This is a genomic window from Acidobacteriota bacterium, assembly GCA_028875725.1.
Classification (GTDB): domain Bacteria; phylum Acidobacteriota; class Thermoanaerobaculia; order Multivoradales; family Multivoraceae; genus Multivorans.
Genome location: JAPPCR010000019.1, coordinates 1 through 18,825, shown reverse-complemented (window position 1 = coordinate 18,825; position 18,825 = coordinate 1). Strand labels below are relative to the sequence as shown.

General features: G+C 66.6%; 18 protein-coding genes and 2 rRNA genes. 7 read left to right on the top strand and 13 right to left on the bottom strand.

Features of this window, described 5'->3' with window-relative positions; genetic code table 11:
* Nucleotides 1–9 precede the first annotated feature (9 nt).
* Nucleotides 10–1,959: an AMP-binding protein gene (locus OXI49_14620; protein ID MDE2691744.1), complete on the bottom strand. Its 1,950-nt coding sequence runs from the start codon at nt 1,957–1,959 to the stop codon at nt 10–12.
* The gene (locus OXI49_14615) at nt 1,956–2,771 is read right to left on the bottom strand and encodes an ABC transporter ATP-binding protein (GenBank protein MDE2691743.1); all 816 of its coding nucleotides are present in this window, start codon (nt 2,769–2,771) and stop codon (nt 1,956–1,958) included. The genes OXI49_14620 and OXI49_14615 overlap by 4 nt, the downstream gene beginning before the upstream one ends.
* 95 nt (nt 2,772–2,866) lie before the next feature.
* Between OXI49_14615 and OXI49_14610 the strand changes: the two genes are divergently transcribed.
* The 4 genes from OXI49_14610 to OXI49_14595 are packed head-to-tail and all read left to right on the top strand — an operon-like array spanning nt 2,867 to nt 6,566.
* Nucleotides 2,867–4,126, top strand: a complete 1,260-nt coding sequence (locus OXI49_14610) for a serine hydrolase (protein MDE2691742.1) — start codon at nt 2,867–2,869, stop codon at nt 4,124–4,126.
* A 14-nt stretch (nt 4,127–4,140) separates the two neighbouring features.
* Nucleotides 4,141–6,039, top strand: a complete 1,899-nt coding sequence (locus OXI49_14605) for a DNA mismatch repair protein MutS (GenBank protein ID MDE2691741.1) — start codon at nt 4,141–4,143, stop codon at nt 6,037–6,039.
* A 37-nt stretch (nt 6,040–6,076) separates the two neighbouring features.
* Nucleotides 6,077–6,346 carry a BrnT family toxin gene (locus OXI49_14600; protein MDE2691740.1) on the top strand — a complete coding sequence of 90 codons (270 nt, stop codon included), beginning with the start codon at nt 6,077–6,079 and terminating at the stop codon, nt 6,344–6,346.
* Nucleotides 6,309–6,566, top strand: coding sequence for a BrnA antitoxin family protein (locus tag OXI49_14595; GenBank protein MDE2691739.1), 258 nt, complete (start codon nt 6,309–6,311; stop codon nt 6,564–6,566). Before OXI49_14600 ends, OXI49_14595 begins: the two co-directional genes overlap by 38 nt.
* 84 nt (nt 6,567–6,650) lie before the next feature.
* Here OXI49_14595 and OXI49_14590 read toward each other — a convergent pair whose 3' ends face one another.
* A complete protein-coding gene (locus tag OXI49_14590) occupies nt 6,651–6,773 on the bottom strand; it encodes a hypothetical protein (GenBank protein ID MDE2691738.1) in 123 nt (40 codons plus the stop codon).
* A 535-nt stretch (nt 6,774–7,308) separates the two neighbouring features.
* Here OXI49_14590 and OXI49_14585 point away from each other — a divergent pair.
* Together OXI49_14585 and OXI49_14580 are read left to right on the top strand one after the other, a co-directional pair.
* A complete protein-coding gene (locus OXI49_14585; GenBank protein MDE2691737.1) occupies nt 7,309–8,319 on the top strand; it encodes a hypothetical protein in 1,011 nt (336 codons plus the stop codon).
* A 110-nt stretch (nt 8,320–8,429) separates the two neighbouring features.
* Nucleotides 8,430–9,758, top strand: a complete 1,329-nt coding sequence (locus tag OXI49_14580; protein MDE2691736.1) for a hypothetical protein — start codon at nt 8,430–8,432, stop codon at nt 9,756–9,758.
* 408 nt (nt 9,759–10,166) lie between these two features.
* Here OXI49_14580 and OXI49_14575 read toward each other — a convergent pair whose 3' ends face one another.
* From OXI49_14575 to OXI49_14540, 8 genes are all read right to left on the bottom strand, one after another.
* Nucleotides 10,167–11,459, bottom strand: a complete 1,293-nt coding sequence (locus OXI49_14575) for a peptidoglycan DD-metalloendopeptidase family protein (GenBank protein ID MDE2691735.1) — start codon at nt 11,457–11,459, stop codon at nt 10,167–10,169.
* 47 nt (nt 11,460–11,506) lie between these two features.
* Nucleotides 11,507–12,127 (bottom strand): sigma-70 family RNA polymerase sigma factor, encoded by a 621-nt coding sequence (locus OXI49_14570; GenBank protein ID MDE2691734.1) that lies wholly within the window; start codon nt 12,125–12,127, stop codon nt 11,507–11,509.
* Between the two features lie 301 nt (nt 12,128–12,428).
* Nucleotides 12,429–12,749, bottom strand: a complete 321-nt coding sequence (locus OXI49_14565; GenBank protein MDE2691733.1) for an ATP synthase F0 subunit C — start codon at nt 12,747–12,749, stop codon at nt 12,429–12,431.
* 16 nt (nt 12,750–12,765) lie between these two features.
* Complete coding sequence (atpB, locus tag OXI49_14560; protein MDE2691732.1) at nt 12,766–13,488, bottom strand: F0F1 ATP synthase subunit A; 723 nt, start codon at nt 13,486–13,488, stop codon at nt 12,766–12,768.
* 121 nt (nt 13,489–13,609) lie between these two features.
* On the bottom strand, nt 13,610–14,041 hold the full coding sequence (locus OXI49_14555; protein ID MDE2691731.1) for a hypothetical protein: 432 nt from the start codon (nt 14,039–14,041) through the stop codon (nt 13,610–13,612).
* Nucleotides 14,022–14,252, bottom strand: coding sequence for an AtpZ/AtpI family protein (locus OXI49_14550; GenBank protein ID MDE2691730.1), 231 nt, complete (start codon nt 14,250–14,252; stop codon nt 14,022–14,024). Before OXI49_14550 ends, OXI49_14555 begins: the two co-directional genes overlap by 20 nt.
* 8 nt (nt 14,253–14,260) lie before the next feature.
* Nucleotides 14,261–14,821, bottom strand: a complete 561-nt coding sequence (locus OXI49_14545) for a cob(I)yrinic acid a,c-diamide adenosyltransferase (GenBank protein ID MDE2691729.1) — start codon at nt 14,819–14,821, stop codon at nt 14,261–14,263.
* 6 nt (nt 14,822–14,827) lie between these two features.
* Nucleotides 14,828–15,397, bottom strand: a complete 570-nt coding sequence (locus OXI49_14540) for a hypothetical protein (protein MDE2691728.1) — start codon at nt 15,395–15,397, stop codon at nt 14,828–14,830.
* 164 nt (nt 15,398–15,561) lie between these two features.
* On the opposite strand from OXI49_14540, the gene OXI49_14535 reads away from it, so the two are divergent.
* Nucleotides 15,562–18,114, top strand: a complete 2,553-nt coding sequence (locus OXI49_14535) for a VWA domain-containing protein (GenBank protein MDE2691727.1) — start codon at nt 15,562–15,564, stop codon at nt 18,112–18,114.
* A 65-nt stretch (nt 18,115–18,179) separates the two neighbouring features.
* Here the strand turns inward: OXI49_14535 and rrf are convergent.
* Together rrf and OXI49_14525 are read right to left on the bottom strand one after the other, a co-directional pair.
* A 5S ribosomal RNA gene (gene rrf / locus OXI49_14530) occupies nt 18,180–18,296 on the bottom strand.
* A gap of 131 nt (nt 18,297–18,427) precedes the next feature.
* A 23S ribosomal RNA gene (locus OXI49_14525) occupies nt 18,428–18,825 on the bottom strand; the annotation flags it as partial.

Sequence of the window (18,825 nt, the reverse complement as noted above, 5' to 3'; positions counted from 1 at the left end):
GTCCGCTCCTCAGGCGGTGGCGGGCTGAGCGATGCGCAGCCGGGTCTGCAGGACCGCGGTCGTGCCGTCCTGGTAGGTGATCTCGTTCTCGATCTCGACCGCCTCGTCGCCGCCGTAGAGCGCGTTGACGAGCAGGCGGTACCGATCGGCGATGAACCGGCGCCGCACTTTCCGCGTACGCGTCAACTCCTCGTCATCCGCGTCGAGTTCCTTGTGCAGCAGCAGCAGGCGCTGGATCCGGGCCGACTCCGGCAGATCGCCGTTGATGCCGGCCGTATGTTCCAGCACGAGTTCGTAGATCTCCGGCTTCTGGGCGAGGTCCGTGAACGTGGTGTACGGGATCTGGCGCCGTTCGGCCCACTTGCCCGCGTTGGCGAAGTCGATCGTGATCAGCGACGTGACGAACGCGTAGTCGCCGCCGCCGAACACGACCGCCTCCTTGACGTAGGGGCTGAACTTCAGCTTGTTCTCGATGAACTGCGGCGAGAACTGGGTGCCATCGTGCAGCTCCATCACGTCCTTCTTGCGATCGATGACGATCAGGTGCCCGTCGTCGTCCATGTAACCGGCGTCGCCGGAGTAGAGCCAGCCGTCGCGAAGTGCCTCCTCCGTCGCCTCCTCGTTGTTGTAGTAGCCGAGGAAGACGGACGGACTCCTGGTCAGGATCTCGCCGCCTTCGCCGAGCCTGACCTCCGCCCCGGGCACCGGCGTGCCGACCGTCTGGAACTTGATGTCGTCGTCGCGGTGCGCCACCGAAATCCCGGATACCTCGGTCTGGCCGTAGATCTGCTTCAGGTTCACGCCGATGGCGTGGAAGAAGCGGAAGATGTCGGGCCCGAGCGCCGCGCCGCCCGTGTAGGCGCGCCGGATTCGCCGCACCCCGAGCTTGTCGCGCAACCAGAAGAAGCAGCAGGCGTTCGCGATCCAGTTCTGCACGGCCAGCAGCCTGGATAAACCGCCCTCCGCCAGCCGGGTGTCGGCCGCTCTGTAACCGACGCCCAACGCCCAGTTGTAGACCTTGCGCTTGAGCCAGGAGGAATCCTCGATCCGTACCTGGACATCGGACACCATGTTCTCCCAGATGCGGGGCGGCGAGAACATCATGTGCGGTCCGATCTCGCGGATGTCGTGCTGCACCGTCTCCGGTTCTTCAGGAAAGTTCATGGTGAAGCCGACGAGCATTCCGCAGGCCGCGCCGATCATCTGCTCGCCGATCCACGCGAGGGGCAGGAAGGAGACGAACTCGTCGTCGCTCCGCATCGGATCGATGCTCTGAAAGCTGTGCGCCATGGTCAGCAGGTTGCGATGCGAGAGCATCGCCAGCTTCGGCTTGCCCGTGGTCCCGGAGGTGGTCGACAGCAGCGCCACGTCATCGGCGGTCGTGGCTTCGACCCAGCGCTCGAAGTCGTCCGCCGTGCTGCTCGTCGCGGACCGCCCGATCTTCTCCACTTCGGAGAAGCCGAGCAGGAACTCGTGCGGGTAGGCACCGAGTCCGCGGGGGTCGTAGTAGATGACGTTCGCGATCCCCTGGCCGTCCGCTTCAGCGGCGCCGCTCAACTCGTCCCAGACCTCCAGCAGCTTGTCGACCTGCTCCTGGTCCTCGGCAATGACGAAGCGGGCGCCCGCGAACTCGACCAGGTACTGCACTTCGCTCGCCACCGAGTCCTGGTAGACGCCCAGGGAGCGGGCGCCGACCGCCTGGGACGCGAGCTGGGCAATAAGCCACTCGGGCCGGTTGTCCCCCAGCACGGCGACGATGTCGTCCCGCTTGAGTCCGAGTTCAACCAGGCCGCGGGCGAAGTTCCTGACCCGCTCCGCGTATTGCGCCCAGGTGAAGCTCTGCCAGATGCCGAACTCCTTCTCCCGGAGCGCCGCTTCGCCGCCGCGCTCGCGGGCATTCCGGAGCAGCAGCTTTGGCATCGTGTCCGCGTCCCGCGGCAGTTCCGCCAGCGCGGTCATTCGGCGTCTCCCAGGTAGGCGTGAATGACGGCCGGATCGGCGCGCACCTCGTCCGGAGTGCCGCACGCGATCGAACGGCCGAAGTCGAGCACCGCCACGCGGTCCGAGAGATCCATGACGACTCCCATGTCGTGCTCGATCAGCACCGTCGTCACGCCCCATTCCTCGTTCACGTCGAGGACGAAGCGCGCCATGTCCTCCTTCTCCTCCACGTTCATTCCCGCCATCGGCTCGTCGAGCAGAAGGAGCTTCGGATCGAGCGCCAGCGCGCGGGCGAGTTCCACCCGCTTCTGCAGGCCGTAGGCGAGGGTGCCGACCGCCTGGTGGCGCAGGTTCTCGATCTCCAGAAAGTCGATCACGTCCTCCACCGCGGCCCGGTGCCGGATCTCCTCGCGGCGCTGCGGACCCCAGTAGACGCCGCAGCTGAGCACGTTGCCGCGCATGTGGATGTGCCGCCCCAGCATGAGGTTCTCGAGCACCGTCATGCCGCGGAAGAGCTCGATGTTCTGGAACGACCGGGCGATGCCGATCTGGGCCACCTTGTGGGGCGCGCGGCCGACGAGCGAGACCGGCGCCGCCTTTGGCTCCGGCATGTAGGTGATCGAGCCCTGCTGAGGCCGGTAGAGGCCGCTGATCGAGTTCAGCAGCGAGGTCTTGCCGGCGCCGTTCGGCCCGATGATCGCGAACACCTCGCCGTGACGTACGTCCAGCGCGACATCGTTCAGAGCGTGGACGCCGCCAAACGAGAGCGTGACACCGTTGGCCTCGAGACAGGTCGAGGGCAAGGGCTCCTGAGCTTGGGCTTGGGCCACGGCTGCGCGATTGTATGCGCCCCGCCCGTTTCGCGATCTGCAAAGATCGCCGCGCCGCAGATAGTGCACCGACCTGCAGAAGCGGAGGATTCTCCATGCCGGCACGACCCGTCCTGGTTTCAGCGCCCCCCGAACTCGACCTCGCCCGCCCCGAAGAGGTCGGCCTGAACGCCGCGCAACTGGCGTGCATCGACGATCATCTGCGGCGCCGCTACCTGGAGCCGGAGAAGATCGCGGGCTGCCTCACGCTCGTCGCCCGCGGCGGCAAGCCGGCCTGGCTCTCGGCGCAGGGGCTGATGGACCGTGAGCGGAACCGCGTCATGCGGACCGACACGATCTTCCGCATCTACTCGATGACCAAACCGATCACCTCGGTCGCCCTGATGCAGCTCTACGAACAGGGCCACTTCCAGCTCGACGATCCGGTCGAGAAGTTCATCCCCGAGTGGCGCGATCTGAGGGTCTTTGAGAGCGGGAACCACCCGAACTTCCTCACCCGGCCGGTCGATCGCCCGATGACGGTCCGCGACCTGTTCACGCACCAGTCGGGGCTGACCTACGGTTTCATGGAACGCACGAACGTCGACGCCGCGTACCGCGAGCTCGGCATCGGCGGACCGCCGTCCGGCGGCAGCCTGCGCCAGATGATCGAGCAACTCGCGGAGCTGCCCCTCGAGTTCTCGCCCGGCGACGCCTGGAACTACTCGGTCGCCACCGACGTGCTCGCCTACCTGGTCGAGGTCTTCTCCGGCCAGCCGTTCGACGAGTACCTGCAGGAGCACATCACCGGGCCCCTGGGCATGGTCGACACCGGCTTCACAGTGCCCGCGGCCAAGGTCGACCGCTTCGCCGCCAACTACGGGCGAGACCGGAACAAGAAGCTGGTCCTGCTCGACGATCCCCAGACCAGCCACTACACCGGCGAAGTCAGCTTCTTCTCGGGTGGCGGTGGACTCGTGTCGACGATGCACGACTACTACCGCTTCTGCCAGATGATGCTGAACGGCGGGACCTTCGACGGCGCCCGCATCCTCGGCCGCAAGTCGGTGGAGCTCATGACGATGAACCACCTCCCGGACGGCAGCGACCTGACCGACCTGGCGGTCGGCTCCTTCAGCGAGACGACCTACGAGGGGGTCGGCTTCGGTCTCGGCGTCTCCGTCACCCTGGACCTCGCGGTCGCCCAGGCGATCGGCTCGGTCGGCGAGTACGGCTGGGGCGGCGCCGCGAGCACGGCCTTCTGGATCGATCCGAAGGAGGACCTGATCGTGATCTTCATGGTCCAGTTCTGGATGTCGGGCACGTTCAACTTCCGCGGCCAGCTCAAGTCGATTGTCTATCCGGCGCTGACCTGAGCACCGGCGGCACGGTGAAGGACCCGCGTTCGATCTGCGAACGTCGCGCGGAGCAGCGCGACGGCGAACTGCGGCGAACGCGGCGCATCGAGAAGACGGTGTCGTGGTCGCGGCTGGCCGTCGTTCTGGCGGCAGCCGTGCTGGTCTGGCTGTCGGTCCAGGCGAGGCTCTTCCCCCTGCTCTGGGCGGCAGTCCCGGCCCTGCTCTTTCTCGTCCTCGTCGTTCTCCACGAGCGTGTGCTGCAGCGGGCCGAACGGCTGAAGCGGGAACGAGCCTTCTACCGATTCATGCTCGACCGCCTCGACGGCGACTGGCGCGCCGGCGGACGGCCCGGAACACGCTTTGCGGACGATCACGCCGGGCACGTGTACGCCGCGGACCTCGACCTCTTCGGCCCCGACTCGCTGTTCCGGCTATTGAGCCGGGCCCGGACTCGCGGCGGAGAGGAACTTCTGGCGTCGTGGTTGCTCCAGCCCGCGCCGCCCGATGCCCTGCGGCGGCGGCAGGAGGCCGTCCGCGAGCTGGCGCCCGGCCTGGACTTCCGCGAGCGTCTCGCCGCGACCGGTCGAATCGCGCGTACCGACCTCGATCCGGAGGCGCTAGTGTCCTGGGCGGAGGGCGCCTGGGCGGAAGGTGACGGCCGCGCCGCGCTTCCCGGCGCCGGCGGACGGGAGTCCCTCGTGCGCGCCCTGCTGGTTGCCGTCGCCGCCGCCAATCTCCTCACGGTCACGGGCTGGCTGGCCTGGGGTTGGGGGCCATCGCCCTTCCTTGGCCTGGCCGTGCTGCAGATCCTGTGGAGCCTCGCCTGGCGTCAGCGTTTCCGGGCGGTCACGGCCGGCGTCAGGCGGGCGAGCCGTGACCTGAACCTGGTTGCATCGCTACTGGAAGTCATCGAGCGCGAGCCGTTCGAGAGCACGCGCCTGGTCGAACTGGACAGGCGGCTACGAAGCGACGACGGCGTCACCGCCTCCCGCAGCGCCAGGCAACTGCAGCGCCTCGTCGACCTGCTCGACTCGATGCGCAACGCCTTCTTCGTTCCCTTCGGATTGCTGCTGCTCTGGACGCCCCAGGTCGCCTACTCCATCGACTCCTGGCGTCGCCGGCACGGAGACCGGGTCGCCGTCTGGCTCGGGGCACTGGCCGAGGTCGAAGCTCTGGCGAGCCTCGCCTCCCATGCGTTCGAGAACCCGGACCGGACCTACCCCACGCTGGTCGAGCCGTCGGGGGACGGGCGTCCACTGCTCGACGGCCGGGAACTCGGGCATCCGCTGCTGCCGGCCCAGGAGTGCGTGGCGAACGACGTGTTTCTGGCCGGGCCGCTTCGGGAGGCCGACCGGGACGACCGGCAAGCCGAGGCGGCTGGCACAACGGCGGCCCAGTGCCTGATCGTCAGCGGCTCGAACATGTCCGGCAAGAGCACCTTGCTCAGGACCGTCGGCACGAACGTAGCGCTGGCGCAGGCCGGCGCGCCGGTGCGAGCGCGTTCGCTGCGGCTGACGCCGCTGGCGGTCGGCTCCTCGATCCAGCTCCACGACTCGCTCGCCGAGGGCCAGTCCAGGTTCTACGCCGAGATCACGAAGCTCAAGTCCGTGCTCGACCTGACCGAACAGCCGACGCCGGTGCTGTTCCTGCTGGACGAGATCCTCCACGGCACCAACTCCCACGACCGCAGAGTCGGCGCCGAGGCCCTGGTTCGCGGCCTGCTCGACCGCGGCGCGATCGGTCTCGTGACCACGCACGATCTGGCCCTGGCCAGCATCGCCGAGGATTCTGCCGAATCGCGGCTCTGGAACGTCCACTTCCAGGACCGGCTGGAAGACGGCAGGATCCGCTTCGACTACCAGCTTCGCGAGGGCACGGTCACCAGGAGCAACGCCCTCGATCTGATGCGCCAGGTCGGCCTGGACGTGTAGCCGCAGCCCCTTCGACATTTCTGTAGTAACATCAATTGTGCGAGTCGAGTTCGACGAGAGGAAGCGGGCGGCCACACTTGAAGCGAGGGGACTTGACTTGGCCCGCGCCACCGACGTGTTCCGTGGCGCAACGCTGACCGCACAGGATGACCGCTGGAACTACGGAGAGGACCGCTACATAACCGTCGGTTTCTTGGACGACGCGATGGTGGTTCTCGTCTGGACGCCCCGCAGCGATGCATACAGGATCATCAGCATGAGGAAGGCCAATGAACGAGAGCGAGCACTCTACGGCCCAAGACTTTGACCCGGACACCGCGCCGGACCTCTCCCGGGAGGGCTGGCCGGAGAAGTTCGCCAAAGCGCCCGTCCGCCGCGGCCGTCCGCCACTCGCGAAACCGAAGGTGTCGACCACCATTCGGCTGTCGCAGGACGTGATCGACCACTTCCGGGCCGGCGGTCGAGGCTGGCAGACGCGAATCAACGAAGCGCTTCGTGACTGGATCAAGCGGCACGACGCCGCGTGACGTGTGAAGCAGGTCACAGGCCTCGACGAAGACGTCGAGCCGCATGTCGTCGCCGAACCGAGCGAGTAGTGCGCGGAACGCCGCTCAGAAGCCGAGTTCCCCCTTGACTTCCTCGGAGCCGCGCACTCGGCCAGCCTCGACATCGGCCCAGGCTTCCTCCAGACCACGCTCGCACTCCTCACTCACGCGTCGGTCCGTCTCGGGCACGCTCAACAGGAGTCGGGCGTAGGAGTCCGCTCGATTAGTCAGGTACTCCAAGTCCCGCACGGCCGCCGGAACTTCGGCCTCCGTAGACCCTTGGCCAACCGAACCGGTCGGCGCGACAGGTGATGCCCCGACCTCTGTCACCAGCGGAGCCAGGGTCCACATCGTCCTCGTCGGGCGGACGGGCGACCAGAACTCGGACACCGGCGGGCGCCAAGTGAACTACGGGCCGCCTCCGCGGGACCGCGGGACTCTGGCTCAGATCGTGAGCCGGATGGTCTCGACGGTGCCGAGTGGGACGCTGAGAACGGCAGTAGCCGGGCTTCTCCGCCTGACGTTCTGAGGCCTGCATTGCGCGAATCGTGAGTGCTCCTGGCCGAAGGCGGACCAGGCCGCGAGGCCGCAACCGCCCGGGGCATTGGATCGCGGACGATTCCCTGGGGCGTCGCTTCCGGGTAACCGGGAGCGGCGCCTCTCGCCATCGCGCTCTTGTCCTGGCTACACTTACGCGCCGCCTTGGACTAGAATCGGTCGTGCAATGACCGCGACGGTAGTTCCCTTCCACTCGTCGCCTGAGTCGGCGTTTACCCCGGAGCGCGTTCCCGCGCCCGAGCCGGAGACGTGCGTCGTGGACACGGCCGAGGACTTCGGGACGCTGAGGGACCGTGCTAGGGATCTCGTCGCCAAGGGGTCATACAAGGGGGCAGGCACCGTCTACCTCCAGGCCATGGAGGTGGCGACCGCCGATGGTGAGAGCGATCTCGCCGAGGAGGCGCTGTGCGGTTGGGGCGCTGCGGAGACGGAACTCGGCAATGGCACCGAGGTGATGCCGGAGCTCCGCAGGATCCTGCTTGGTAGCGCGGTGGACCACAACTGCTGTCTGGCCGCCTATACCTTGGCGCGCGCTCATGAGCTGGAGGGCGAAGTCAAGAAGGCTCTCTTTTACGCACGGCTGTTCCGCGACCGCGCTGAGTACGTTGAGCGCGCGGGGCTAAGGGGTCTTGCGCAGAATCTCATGGGAAACCTCTTGGTGGCCGAGGGTAGAGAAGCTGATGCTGCGGCGTGTTACCGAGTCGCGCTCCGCTTGTCGGAGGGTGCCGCACCGTCTTGGACGGCTTCGGCCGAAGGCAATCTCGGTTACTGCCTCGTAGTCCAGGCAGCAGGATCCCGTACTCCTCACCGTGCCCGATTCCGGGAAGGGCTCAAGCTGCTGTACCGAAGCCTGCGTACCTTCAGGCGAGAGCGAGCTGAGTGGGACATCGCACTCTCGCACCTTGATCTTTGCTTCGCCCACCTGGAACTCAGACGCACAGCCTGCGCCAAACGGCACGCAGCGACCGCCCTGAAACTCGCCAAGCGCGTTGACGATCTCGACTTGGTCAAGAACTGCCTGTACCTGCTCGGGCAGGCAGCCATCTTGGAAGGCGATACAGAAGCGGCGCGAGCGTCCTTCAGCGACCTTGAGCGGCGCTTCTATCCCGAACGAACCGGCTTGACCGACGTACTGATGTCCGTCGATCTTCGCCAAGTAGTGAACCTGAGGGCGTGATGAAGGGCCTGCTCTCCAGCTGCTGGGGCCGGACGCAAAGCACGGCGGTCATTGCGACGCTAGCTTTGCTGCTCGGCGGTGGCGCGGCGTATGCCGCTGGCAGTGCGCCCGTGTTGGGTAACGGCGGCGACGTCTACCAAGTCAGCATAGGTCCCTACCGCGACCTCTTCCCGGACGGCAGCCAGGCTTCAGAGGACGCGGACGTTCTACGGCTCGAAGCTCGTCGTGGATCGGGCACGGTCGAGTACTACTTGGTCCCCGGCAGCGAATCGGACGACAGCGACCGTACGCCATCCCTGTTCTTCGACGCGGCCACCGAGAAGCTGTACGTCGTCTGGTCGAGCAGCAACGCCTCGACCCTGACCCGTATCAATCTCGCGTCCTTCGACGGCAGCATCTGGTCCGAGACGATTGAGGTCTCCGGCAACATATACAGCGAGAAGTCTGCACCACGCCTCGCCGTCACCCACGACCGTTTCGAGCTGGCAGGCGGAACTGCCGGCGAGTCGAGCACACGGACAGTCCTCCACGTCGTCTGGGCAGAGGACACGACGGACGGCGAGAAGGTCATGTACGCCCCGGTCGTCCTGATCGACGGCGGGCTGGCGTCCACCTGGCGTCGAGTCCACCGGCTGAACGACTACGTGTCCCAGTCGCTGGTTGACGATCCGTTCACGAGTGAGGTGGCGACGAAACTGCTAACCGCACCGACCGTCGACGCGGCTTCCGAACCGAACGCGGTGGTTATCGGCTTTGCCGACAGTGGCACGGGGGCCTTGGTCCAGTTGGAACTCTCCACGCCGGCAACCGAACTCGCGGAACTCGCCGACAGTTTGGCGGACCACCTCGACTCCTCCAGCCTGTGTTCGCGAATCGAGACGGAAGGCTCGGATGCGATCACCTCCGTCGCTTCGGCAGCGAGACACCACATCGTACTTGTCGGCCGCCGCATCCGCAGCCGCGTGCTTGCACCTATCGCGGACGACGTGAGGAGTCACCTGATAGCCGAAGCCAGGGACCTCTGCGACGAGGGCGGCCTGACGAGCGTAACGAGCAACGCCCGTCACCACATTGTCCTAGTAGGCGCTCGAGCCCAGGAAGGCGATCTCCTCGAAGGTGCTGGGAGCGATGACGGTCACGTTCTTCTCGCCGCGGCCCAGGAAATCGGCGACGATTACGTCCAGCATCTCGCCCGGCTGCAGGTGAAGTCAGAGCGGATCGCACCGACGATCGGCGATGGCGAGCCGACGATCCTGGTTTCGCCCAACGGCACCGGAGCGATCGTCGTCTGGGAGAACGCGAACACGCTGACCTACGTCGAGACGGAGACCGGCGAGGCTGGGGACTGGAGCAGCTCCCACACTCTCCAGATCGGCAGCAGCCTCTCGCGCACCGAGGCCTACTCGATGCTTCGCGATCGAGCCCGCTCGCTCGAATAGGAGAGCGGTCCGCGAAGCGGTGCCGGCCTAGCGGCCGGCGCGTTTTCCGGCCGCCTTCGGCGGCAGCGGGTCAGAAGACGCGCGCACCGACAGGCGGGCCCGTTCCCTGCGCGACGGCGTAGTCTGGAGGCCGCGTCGCCCTAGCCAACGACGACTTCCAGCCTGCCGGGGCCAGGGAAGGGGCGCCCAGCGGGCTGGAGGCAAGCGTCTCCCGAGATCGTCACCTCAACCGACGACCCACCGCAGCGCAGCCGACCGAAGCGAGCGCCGACCTCCCATCCACCAATCAAGCGCGAGCGGCCGCTGGGAGCCCCTTCCCTGGCCCCGCCAGGCGGGTGCGTGTCCTGGATGCCGGCGGGGACGCCGGCGCACCCAATGTGAAAGCGCCGCCGGTCGACGCGCTAGGGGCTAGGGACCCAAACGAACGTCGCGTCCCGGACCGCCCTCCAGTTCGTGGCGCAAGGCGTCCCGGCGTTCGAAGAAGGCCGGCAGCAAGGCGTCGGCCAGCGGCGGCACGGGTTCGCTCACCAAAGTCGCCGGGTTGATCCAGCGGCCGTTGCGCTGCACGCGATAGTCGAGATGCGGCCCGGTTGAAAGACCGCTGGAGCCGACGTACCCGATGACCTGGCCCTGATCGACGCGCGCTCCGGAGCGAATGCCTCGCGCGTAGCCGGAGAGGTGCAGATAGGCCGTCAGGTAGCCGTTCGGGTGGCGCAGCCGGACCGTCCGGCCGCCTCCGCCGCGCACACCGGCCGAAAGGACGGTGCCATCCGCCGTCGCCCGCACCGGGGTTCCGACCGGCGCGCCGTAGTCGATGCCGTAGTGCGGCATGCGACGCTTCAGGATCGGGTGGAAGCGACTCAGAGAAAACCGGGACGTGACTCTCGAGTACGGCAGCGGCGAACGGAGGAACTGCCGCCGCAGGGGCTGGCCATCGGCGTCGTAGTACCGGTTGGAACCACCGACACCGCTTCCCTCCTCGGCGAAACTGTAGGCCTCGAGCCAACGGTCCCGGTTCTGGTAGCGCAGGGCGTGGACCGCAGCCACACCCTGGACCTGCCCGTCCAGGAGGAGTTCGTCGAACAGGATCTCGAAACGGTCGCCGACCCGCAGGTCGCGATTGAAATCGAGGTCCCACTGCAGCACCCTCGCCATGCTCCCGGCCAGAGAGACAGGCCCGCCGGCGCGGCGAATCGAGCTCTCAAGGGCTCCGCGCAGTTCGCCGTGGACCAGGCGCCGGATGTGACTGCGTCGATAGGGCCGGTAGCGACTCGTCCAGTCGCCGCCGTTCCGCTCGACCACGACGACGCCCGAGCCCCGGCGCGGCAGCGTGACGCCGACGAGTCCCTCGTCGCGGTGGACCATCGAGTAGAAGGCCTCGCGCGCGCGCAGCTTGCGGGGGTCCAGCACCTCGCTGACCGCCGCGCTGGCCTGATGGAGTTCCGCCTCCGGAACGCCGGCTCGACGCAGAACCCCGTCGAGGGTGTCGCCTCTCCGGATCACGTGCTCCAGCGGGAAGGGCACCTGATCCAGTGCCTCCGGGTCGAGCGCGAAGGCGAGGTCGTCGTCGGTCACGCTGCCTGACGCGGCGCTCACTTCAATGGGCGTAGCCGCGGGGCGGATCGCGAGCCAGCCCAGGAAGATCGCCAGAGCGGCGCTCAGGAGACCTGCGGCCCAACGCCCAAGTTGTTCAGTACGCACGAGTTAGGCACCTCCGGGCCGGGCCCGGAAGTCCTATTCTTCCATGCTCAGGCCGCGTCCTGCTGCCTCGACCGCATCTTTCTTGGCTCTCGAGAGCGGATGTAGCCGTGCTCGCGGGCGTACTGGAGGAGGACAGCCTCCAGCTTCCGCCTGCCCCGGTAGAGCCGGCTCATCACGGTGCCCAGTGGAATGCCGAGCTGATCCGCGATCTCCCGGTAGGACAGTCCCTGCAGGTCGGCCAGTTCGACCGCCGTCCGGTAGTCCTCGGGAAGCGCCTCGAGAGCCTGCTGAACATCCTGATCGAGCGCGTCGACCATCAGCTCTTCCTCCGGGGTGGCGCCGCGCGCGGTCAGCGGCGACTCGAGGAGCTTCGACTCGAAGGAGCCCTCGATCTCGTCGAAGGAGTTCTTGAGCGGCTGGCGCTGGCGCTTCCGGTAGCGGTTGATGAACGTGTTCTTGAGGATCTTGAACAACCAGGCCTTGAAGTTCGTCCCCTCCTGGAACTTGTCGTAGTACTTGTACGCCCGCAGGTAGGTCTCCTGCAGGAGATCCTCGGCGTCCTGACGATTGCGGGACATCCGGTAGGCCGTGCTGTAGAGACTGTCCATGAAGGGCAGCACCTCGGCCTCGAAGTTCCAGCCGCCGTTGTGATCGGCTATGGCGCTCATCTGTGGTTTGCCTCCCCCGCCGCGGCAATGGGGCCGCGACGCCTTGTGTGGGAAGGGGTCAGCACATTCGGTGCCAAGTCCCAAAGGCACGGCGCTCAAGCCGTCATCTTGTTGTCAGAGCACCGTTTTCCGGCCCGACGGCGCCACCGAGGGCGAGCCCCGGCGCTTACACGGAAGCTCCGCGAAACGCCAATATGGCCGGCGCACGCCACAAGGGACGTGCAAGCCGGCCAGAAGGCCTCCCTCCCGGGAGGCTTCAGCGGCGCAGGTTCCCCGGCGCCGCAAACCGCGGCGGGTTCTCCTAGAAGAACCCGCCGCCGCGGAGCGCGATGACGAGGGCGTAGATGACGACCGACTCCATGAAGGCCAGGCCGATCAGCAGCATGATCTGAATGCGGCCGCCCGCGCCCGGATTCCGCGCCAGTCCCGCGCAGGCCTCGCCGGTCGCGCGGCCCTGACCGATCGCGCCGCCGGCCGCGGCAATACCGATGCCCACGGCGGCGCCCAGCAGGCCGAGATTGGCGCCGCCGCCGTCGCCTTCTGCGCCGTCCTGAGCCAATGCCGGAGCGGCAAACAGGGTGAGCAGCAGGGCCACGAGAAGGACGAGCTTTGACTTCTTCATTTCCTGAGAGTCCCTTTCAGTGTGCCGACGCTTCAGCCTCGGCGATGTAAACGGTGGTCAACATGATGAAGATGAAGGTCTGCAGCGTAGCGGCCAGGAGGCCGAGCGCCATGATCGGAAGCGGCAGCGCAAGGGGAACCAGACCGAAGATGGCGGCCGCGGCGAGGTGTTCGCCGAAGACGTTCCCGAACAGCCGCATGCCGAGCGAGAGCACGCGAGCTGCGTGACTGATGATCTCGATCGGTATGAACAGCGGGGCAAGCCAGAGGACCGGGCCGACGAAGTGCCCGAAGTAGCGCAGTCCGTTCCGGCGCAGGCCGAACAGGTGGTACAGCACCCAGGCCGTAATCGAGAGGGCGAACGTGACGTTGACGTTCTGGGTCGGGGGCTGCAGGAAGAAGATGGACCCCGACAGGTTGCTGATGAAGATGAAGAAGGCGAAGGAGGCGATCAGGGGCAGATGTCGCGAGCCGCCCTCGCCGATCGTCTCCTCGAGGAGGTTTCGCATCCAGTGGAGGACAATCTCGACGATCTGTTGCACCTTGCCCGGATCGTCCCGGTTCAGTCCGTTCGACACGATCACCCCCAGTGTCGTCACGACGCCGAAGACGAACAGCGCCATGACGACGTGATCCGGCACTTCGGGGGGCAGGCTCTCCTCGGCTCCCGCCAGACCCACGCCGAACTTCCAGGCCGCGTTCACGGGCTCGTAGAGGATGGAGTGTTCGCCGGCAGCCATAACAGTTGGGGGACTTCGGACGTGGGGGGATGGTGACCGTCGCTCGAACGGATGAGTCGGGCGTGTGTACGGTTACGCGGAGTCGGTCGGCGTACGGGTCGGAACCGGGCTGATCCTCAGGCTAGCGAGGCGAACCGACGCGACGCGCCAGTTCCGAAGCCACCAGTGCCAGAGGCACGACCGAGAATCCCAGGATTAGCGCGATGAACTCCCTTGACCCCACAAGCAGGGCCGCAACGATGAAAGCGCTCAACAACGAATAGCGGAGAACGGTGAACAGAGTGTTCCTGGCGCCAGCACGCCCGTCGACGTTCGGCTCCAACGCGCGAACCTGCATCTCCAGGCCGCGGAAGCTGAAACTACTGACGAGCCCTGCGACTGTCAAGGCAACTGCGGCGCCCGGGCTCCAGGCGAGCGCTGCCGCACCTCCCAGGGCCGTCAGCAGCAGCGACCAGCGAAGAACCCGCTTCGACATCGCTGCCAACTGATCGGCCGTTCCCGAAGGCCCCCGGAAGCCGAGCAGACGGGCGACTTCACGAGCCGCCGAAGCCATCTTCCTCCTCGTCCGCGCTGACTCGCTGGATTGTCTGATAGGCATTGTAGAAGCCCGCCGCGACGCCAAACAGGAAGCCGATCATCGCTCCGATCTTCGGCGCGTCGAACCAGTCTCCGACCGTCTGGCCGGCCAGGAAGCCAAGAACGGAGGCCACCGGGAAGACCAGACCGATGACCGCCACGTCGAGAAGACGGATGGGCAGGCGCATGCCGGGCCCTACGCCCTCGAGTCCCAGAGCACGTCCGACTCGCCGCTAACCAGGTTCTCGTAGCGAGCCATGACGAAGAGCGCGTCGGATAGCCGGTTGACGTAGGTCAGGGCCGGCGCGCCGACCGGCTCGGTGGCGGCGAGCGTTACCAGCCGCCGCTCCGCCCGACGGCAGATGGTCCTGGCCAGGTGCAGCGCGGCCGCCGCGGCGCAGCCACCGGGCAGCACGAAGTTCGCGAGCGGCTCGAGCTCTTCCTGCAACTGGTCGATCGTCTTCTCCAGGGCCTCGACGTGGCGCTGCTCGATGCGCGGCACGGAAGGAGCCTCATCGTCCGGCGGAACGCACAGATCCGAACCGAGATGGAACAGCTCCTGCTGAACCCGGCGGAGGCTGTCGGCAACGGGAGCCGAGGGACCGGAAGCCACCACGACACCCAAAGCCGAGTTCAGCTCGTCGACCGTGCCGTAGGCTTCGACGCGGGCGTCGTCCTTGCGAACCCGGACGCGAACGCCCAGGCCGGTCGTTCCATCGTCGCCGGTCCGCGTGTAGACGCGCGTTATGCGGGGCAAGGGACCCTAGACGTCGTCCCTGATCGCACCTTCGACCGGGCTGCTCGCACCCTCGGTGTAGATGCCACCCGTCAGCTCGAACGACTCGACGGCGCGCTCACGAAGACGCTCCAGCGCCTCGTCGAAGTTCTCGGGGGCCATCTCTTCGTCGCAGAAGGAGCAGCAGCTTTCCCAGGTGTAACCAAGGCCATCGACCTGCTTCCGGCCACCGGGCGTCACCTCGTCGGTGATCGGACACCAAATCGTGCTCATCGCGAGCATGAAGTTCTCCACGTAGCGCTCCTCGGCGGCCTTGGAGGCATACGAATCGGGATCGCCCGCGAACGTCGCGGCGACGCCGGGCTCGCTGCCCCGGTACGCGACACCGCCATGAGTCCAGGTCTCGCCATCGGCTATGGACGGCACGAACTTGACCGGACAGAGGTCCGTCGACTTGAGAGCCTCAGGGATCTTGACCTTGGCCAGATCGACCGCGTCGGGCGGCAACTGTGCGGCAACGGGCGCCACCAGAAAGGCCAAAGCCAGGACCAGGATGAAACGGGACTTTGAACGGCCGGAAACGAGCTTCTTCGACATGGGCGGGAATCCCTCCGCGATGCTGGGAATCGACAAGGAAACACGGCGCCGACGACCGGCGCCAGTTCAGTGAAACAGGGCACGCGAGTATAGCAACCGGCCGCCGACCGCGGCGGGCTCAACTCCCAACCTCGTGGCCATGCACACTGGTACGCTCCGTGACCGTGAGCCGATCCGCGGCAGCATGGCCTCCGAGCTGCCAGGCCGGTCTTGCCACGGTGGCGATGCTGGTGGGACTCTCCAGCCTGTGGGCCGCCACCGCCGCCGGCGCGCAGGAAGGCGGGACGGAGGCGAACGACGAACCTGCAGCCTCGTCTTCCCCGACTGCCGACCGGCTGAGCAGGCGCCACGCCGACTGGCTGGCTGAGGTTTCGGTCCTCATGACGGCTGAGGAACGCGATCTCTTCTTCCAGCTCACTCGGGAGTACCAGCGGGAGGCCTTCATTCGGAAGTTCTGGCAAGTGCGTGATCCGGTGCCCAAAACCGGACGCAACGAGATGCGCGAGCGCTGGGAGGAGCGGGCGGCCTATGCCCGCACCAACTATGGGGGCCTGACGGACGCGCGCTCGCAGGTTCTGCTGATTCACGGCGAGCCTCACCGCATCGTCCAGGTCCGGTGCACCACGACACGCATACCGGCCGAGGTCTGGGTGTACCAGGGAAGCGACCGGGTCCGGTTCAACTTCCTGTTGCTCTTCGTCCGAGCGCGAGGCCTCGGAGAGGCTCGGGTCTGGGCGCCGGGCCGCGGCGACATCCGGGGCGTGGTTGAAGGGGCGAAGGCATGCATCAACGGCCACCTGCTCGAGGACGTCATCGACCAGATGCGCAGCCTGGGACACGAGTACGGGAGCCAGCTCGCACACGTGCTGGCGAAGCCGAGGCCTCGCAACGAAGAGTGGACGGCCGCGTTCGCGGCGGCCAGCACCGACCTGCCACCCGGCGCGTCCCTCTTCTCTGCCGACACCGACTACGACTTCCTCGGCCGGTTTCAGAGCCGTACGGTCGTCGAGGGACGGCTTCGCATCGATCCGGCCGCGATTGCCGTCGGCGAGTTCGCCGGCTACAGGTCGCGCGACTTGGTCCTGGTTGGCGAAGTCATCAAGGATCGTGAACTGTTCGAGTCGTTCCGCTACAAATTCGGCTTCCCCGCCCCCACCGGTGAACAGGGCGCGGCGGGCGGGCCCCTGCTGCTACCGTTTCAGCGCTATCTGCGGCCCGGCGACTACCGATTGATCCTGCGGATCGAGGACGTCAACGGCCTGCGGTTCTTCCGCGGCGAGCAGGACGTCAGCGTCCCCAGACTCTCCGACCTTGCGCCGCTGCCCGGAGGCCAACCGGAGGGCGAACAGTTGCTGGCAGAGGCCGCCCGAAGCGTGGGTACCGAGTCGGTCGACATCCGGTTGCTGAAGCCCGCGGGCGAGATCCTCTCCGGCCTCGTTCGCTTCGACGCGGTTGTCGAGGGCGAGGGAGTGTCGGCCGTCTCCTTCCTCCTCGACGAAACGGCGGTGCTCAGGAAGGCGCATGCGCCCTACAGCGTTGAGCTCGACCTCGGCGACTTCCCCCGGCCCCGTACCCTGCGGGTCGAAGGCGTCGGCGAGAACGGTGAGGTGCTGGCCTGGGACGAGCTGGCGATCAACGCCGGCGACCATAGCTTCACGGTCCGGCTGATCGAGCCCCGGCGCGGTGCGAGCTACGTCTCCAGCCTTCGTGCGCGGGCAGAGGTCGAGCTTCCGGAAGGAGCGACGCTGGATCGGCTCGAGTTCTACCTGAACGAGAACCTGTCCTCGACCCTCTACCAGGAGCCATTCATCCAGCCGATCCAGCTTCCGCCCTCCACCGGCGTGTCCTACGTGCGCGCCGTGGCTCACCTTCGCGACGGCAACACGGCGGAAGATCTCGTCTTCATCAACTCGCCCGGCGACATCGAACGCGTCGAGGTCCAGTTCGTGGAGCTGTTCGTCTCGGTCACGGATCGTCGCGGGCGGCCGCTCGAGAACCTGGAGCTCCCCGACTTCAACGTCCTCGAGGATGGTCGGGAGCAGCGCGTAAGCCGATTCGAGCGGGTCGTCGACCTCCCCATCCATGTAGGCGTCCTGATCGACAACTCCGCTTCCATGCGCGCCTCCCTCGACATCACGCGGCGCGCGGCGCTGAGGTTCTTCGAGCAGGCCGTGAGTCCGCGCGACCGGGCCGCCGTCATCACCTTCAACCGCTTTCCTCAACTGGCTGTCCGCCTGACCAACGACCTGCGGGAACTCGGTAGCGGGCTCGCCGGCCTGACCGCCGAGGGGCAGACCGCCCTCTACGACAGCCTGATCTTCAGCCTCTATCACCTCGCGGGCGTCACCGGTCAGCGCGCGATCCTGCTCCTGACGGACGGGAAGGACGAGGTCTCGCGCTTCTCTTTCGACGAGACTCTCGAGTACGCCCGCCGTGCCGGCGTCACGGTGTACGCCATCGGCCTCGGCATCGACGAAGCCGGTGCCAGGCGCCGGTTGGACAGGCTCAGCGCGCAAACCGGCGGGCAAAGCTACTTCGTCCGCGACCCGGAACTGCTCGACGAGATCTACGCCAACGTCCAGCGTGAGCTTCGCTCGCAGTACATGCTCGCCTACCAGTCCAGCAACAACCGAACCGATGACGGCTTCCGCCGTATCGAGGTGGACGTTCACCGACCCGGTGCCCAGGTCAAGACCATGAGCGGCTACTACCCCTAGCGATCGCCTCTCGGACCAACGAAAAAGGCCCTCGGCGGGAACAACCCACCGAGGGCCTGAGAGGATCCCGGCGACGACCTACTCTCCCACACCGTCGCCGGTGCAGTACCATCGGCGCTGCGGGGCTTAACTGCCGTGTTCGGAATGGGAACGGGTGTTTCCCCCGCGCTACGGTCACCGGAAATCGCCGGATCCACCGCGCGCCACCTACCAGTAGCGCCGGTAACCAAATCGAATCCCTGAAGGGCATCCGTCGAGGCTATCCGCCCCGACCAACCTAAGCGTCCAAGTCCCGAGTGCAGCAATCTTGAAAATGGTCAAGCCGAACGACCGATTAGTACGGGTTAGCTAAACGCCTCGCAGCGCTTACACGCCCCGCCTATCAACCTGGTAATCTGCCAGGGGTCTTCAGGGATACCTCATCTCGAGGCTGGCTTCCCGCTTAGATGCTTTCAGCGGTTATCCGAACCGAACATAGCTACCCAGCTGTGCCGCTGGCGCGACAACTGGTGCACCAGAGGTTCGTCCGTCCCGGTCCTCTCGTACTAGGGACAGCTCCTCTCAAGTATCCTACGCCCACATGAGATAGGGACCGAACTGTCTCGCGACGTTCTAAACCCAGCTCACGTACCACTTTAATCGGCGAACAGCCGAACCCTTGGGACCTGCTTCAGCCCCAGGATGTGATGAGCCGACATCGAGGTGCCAAAC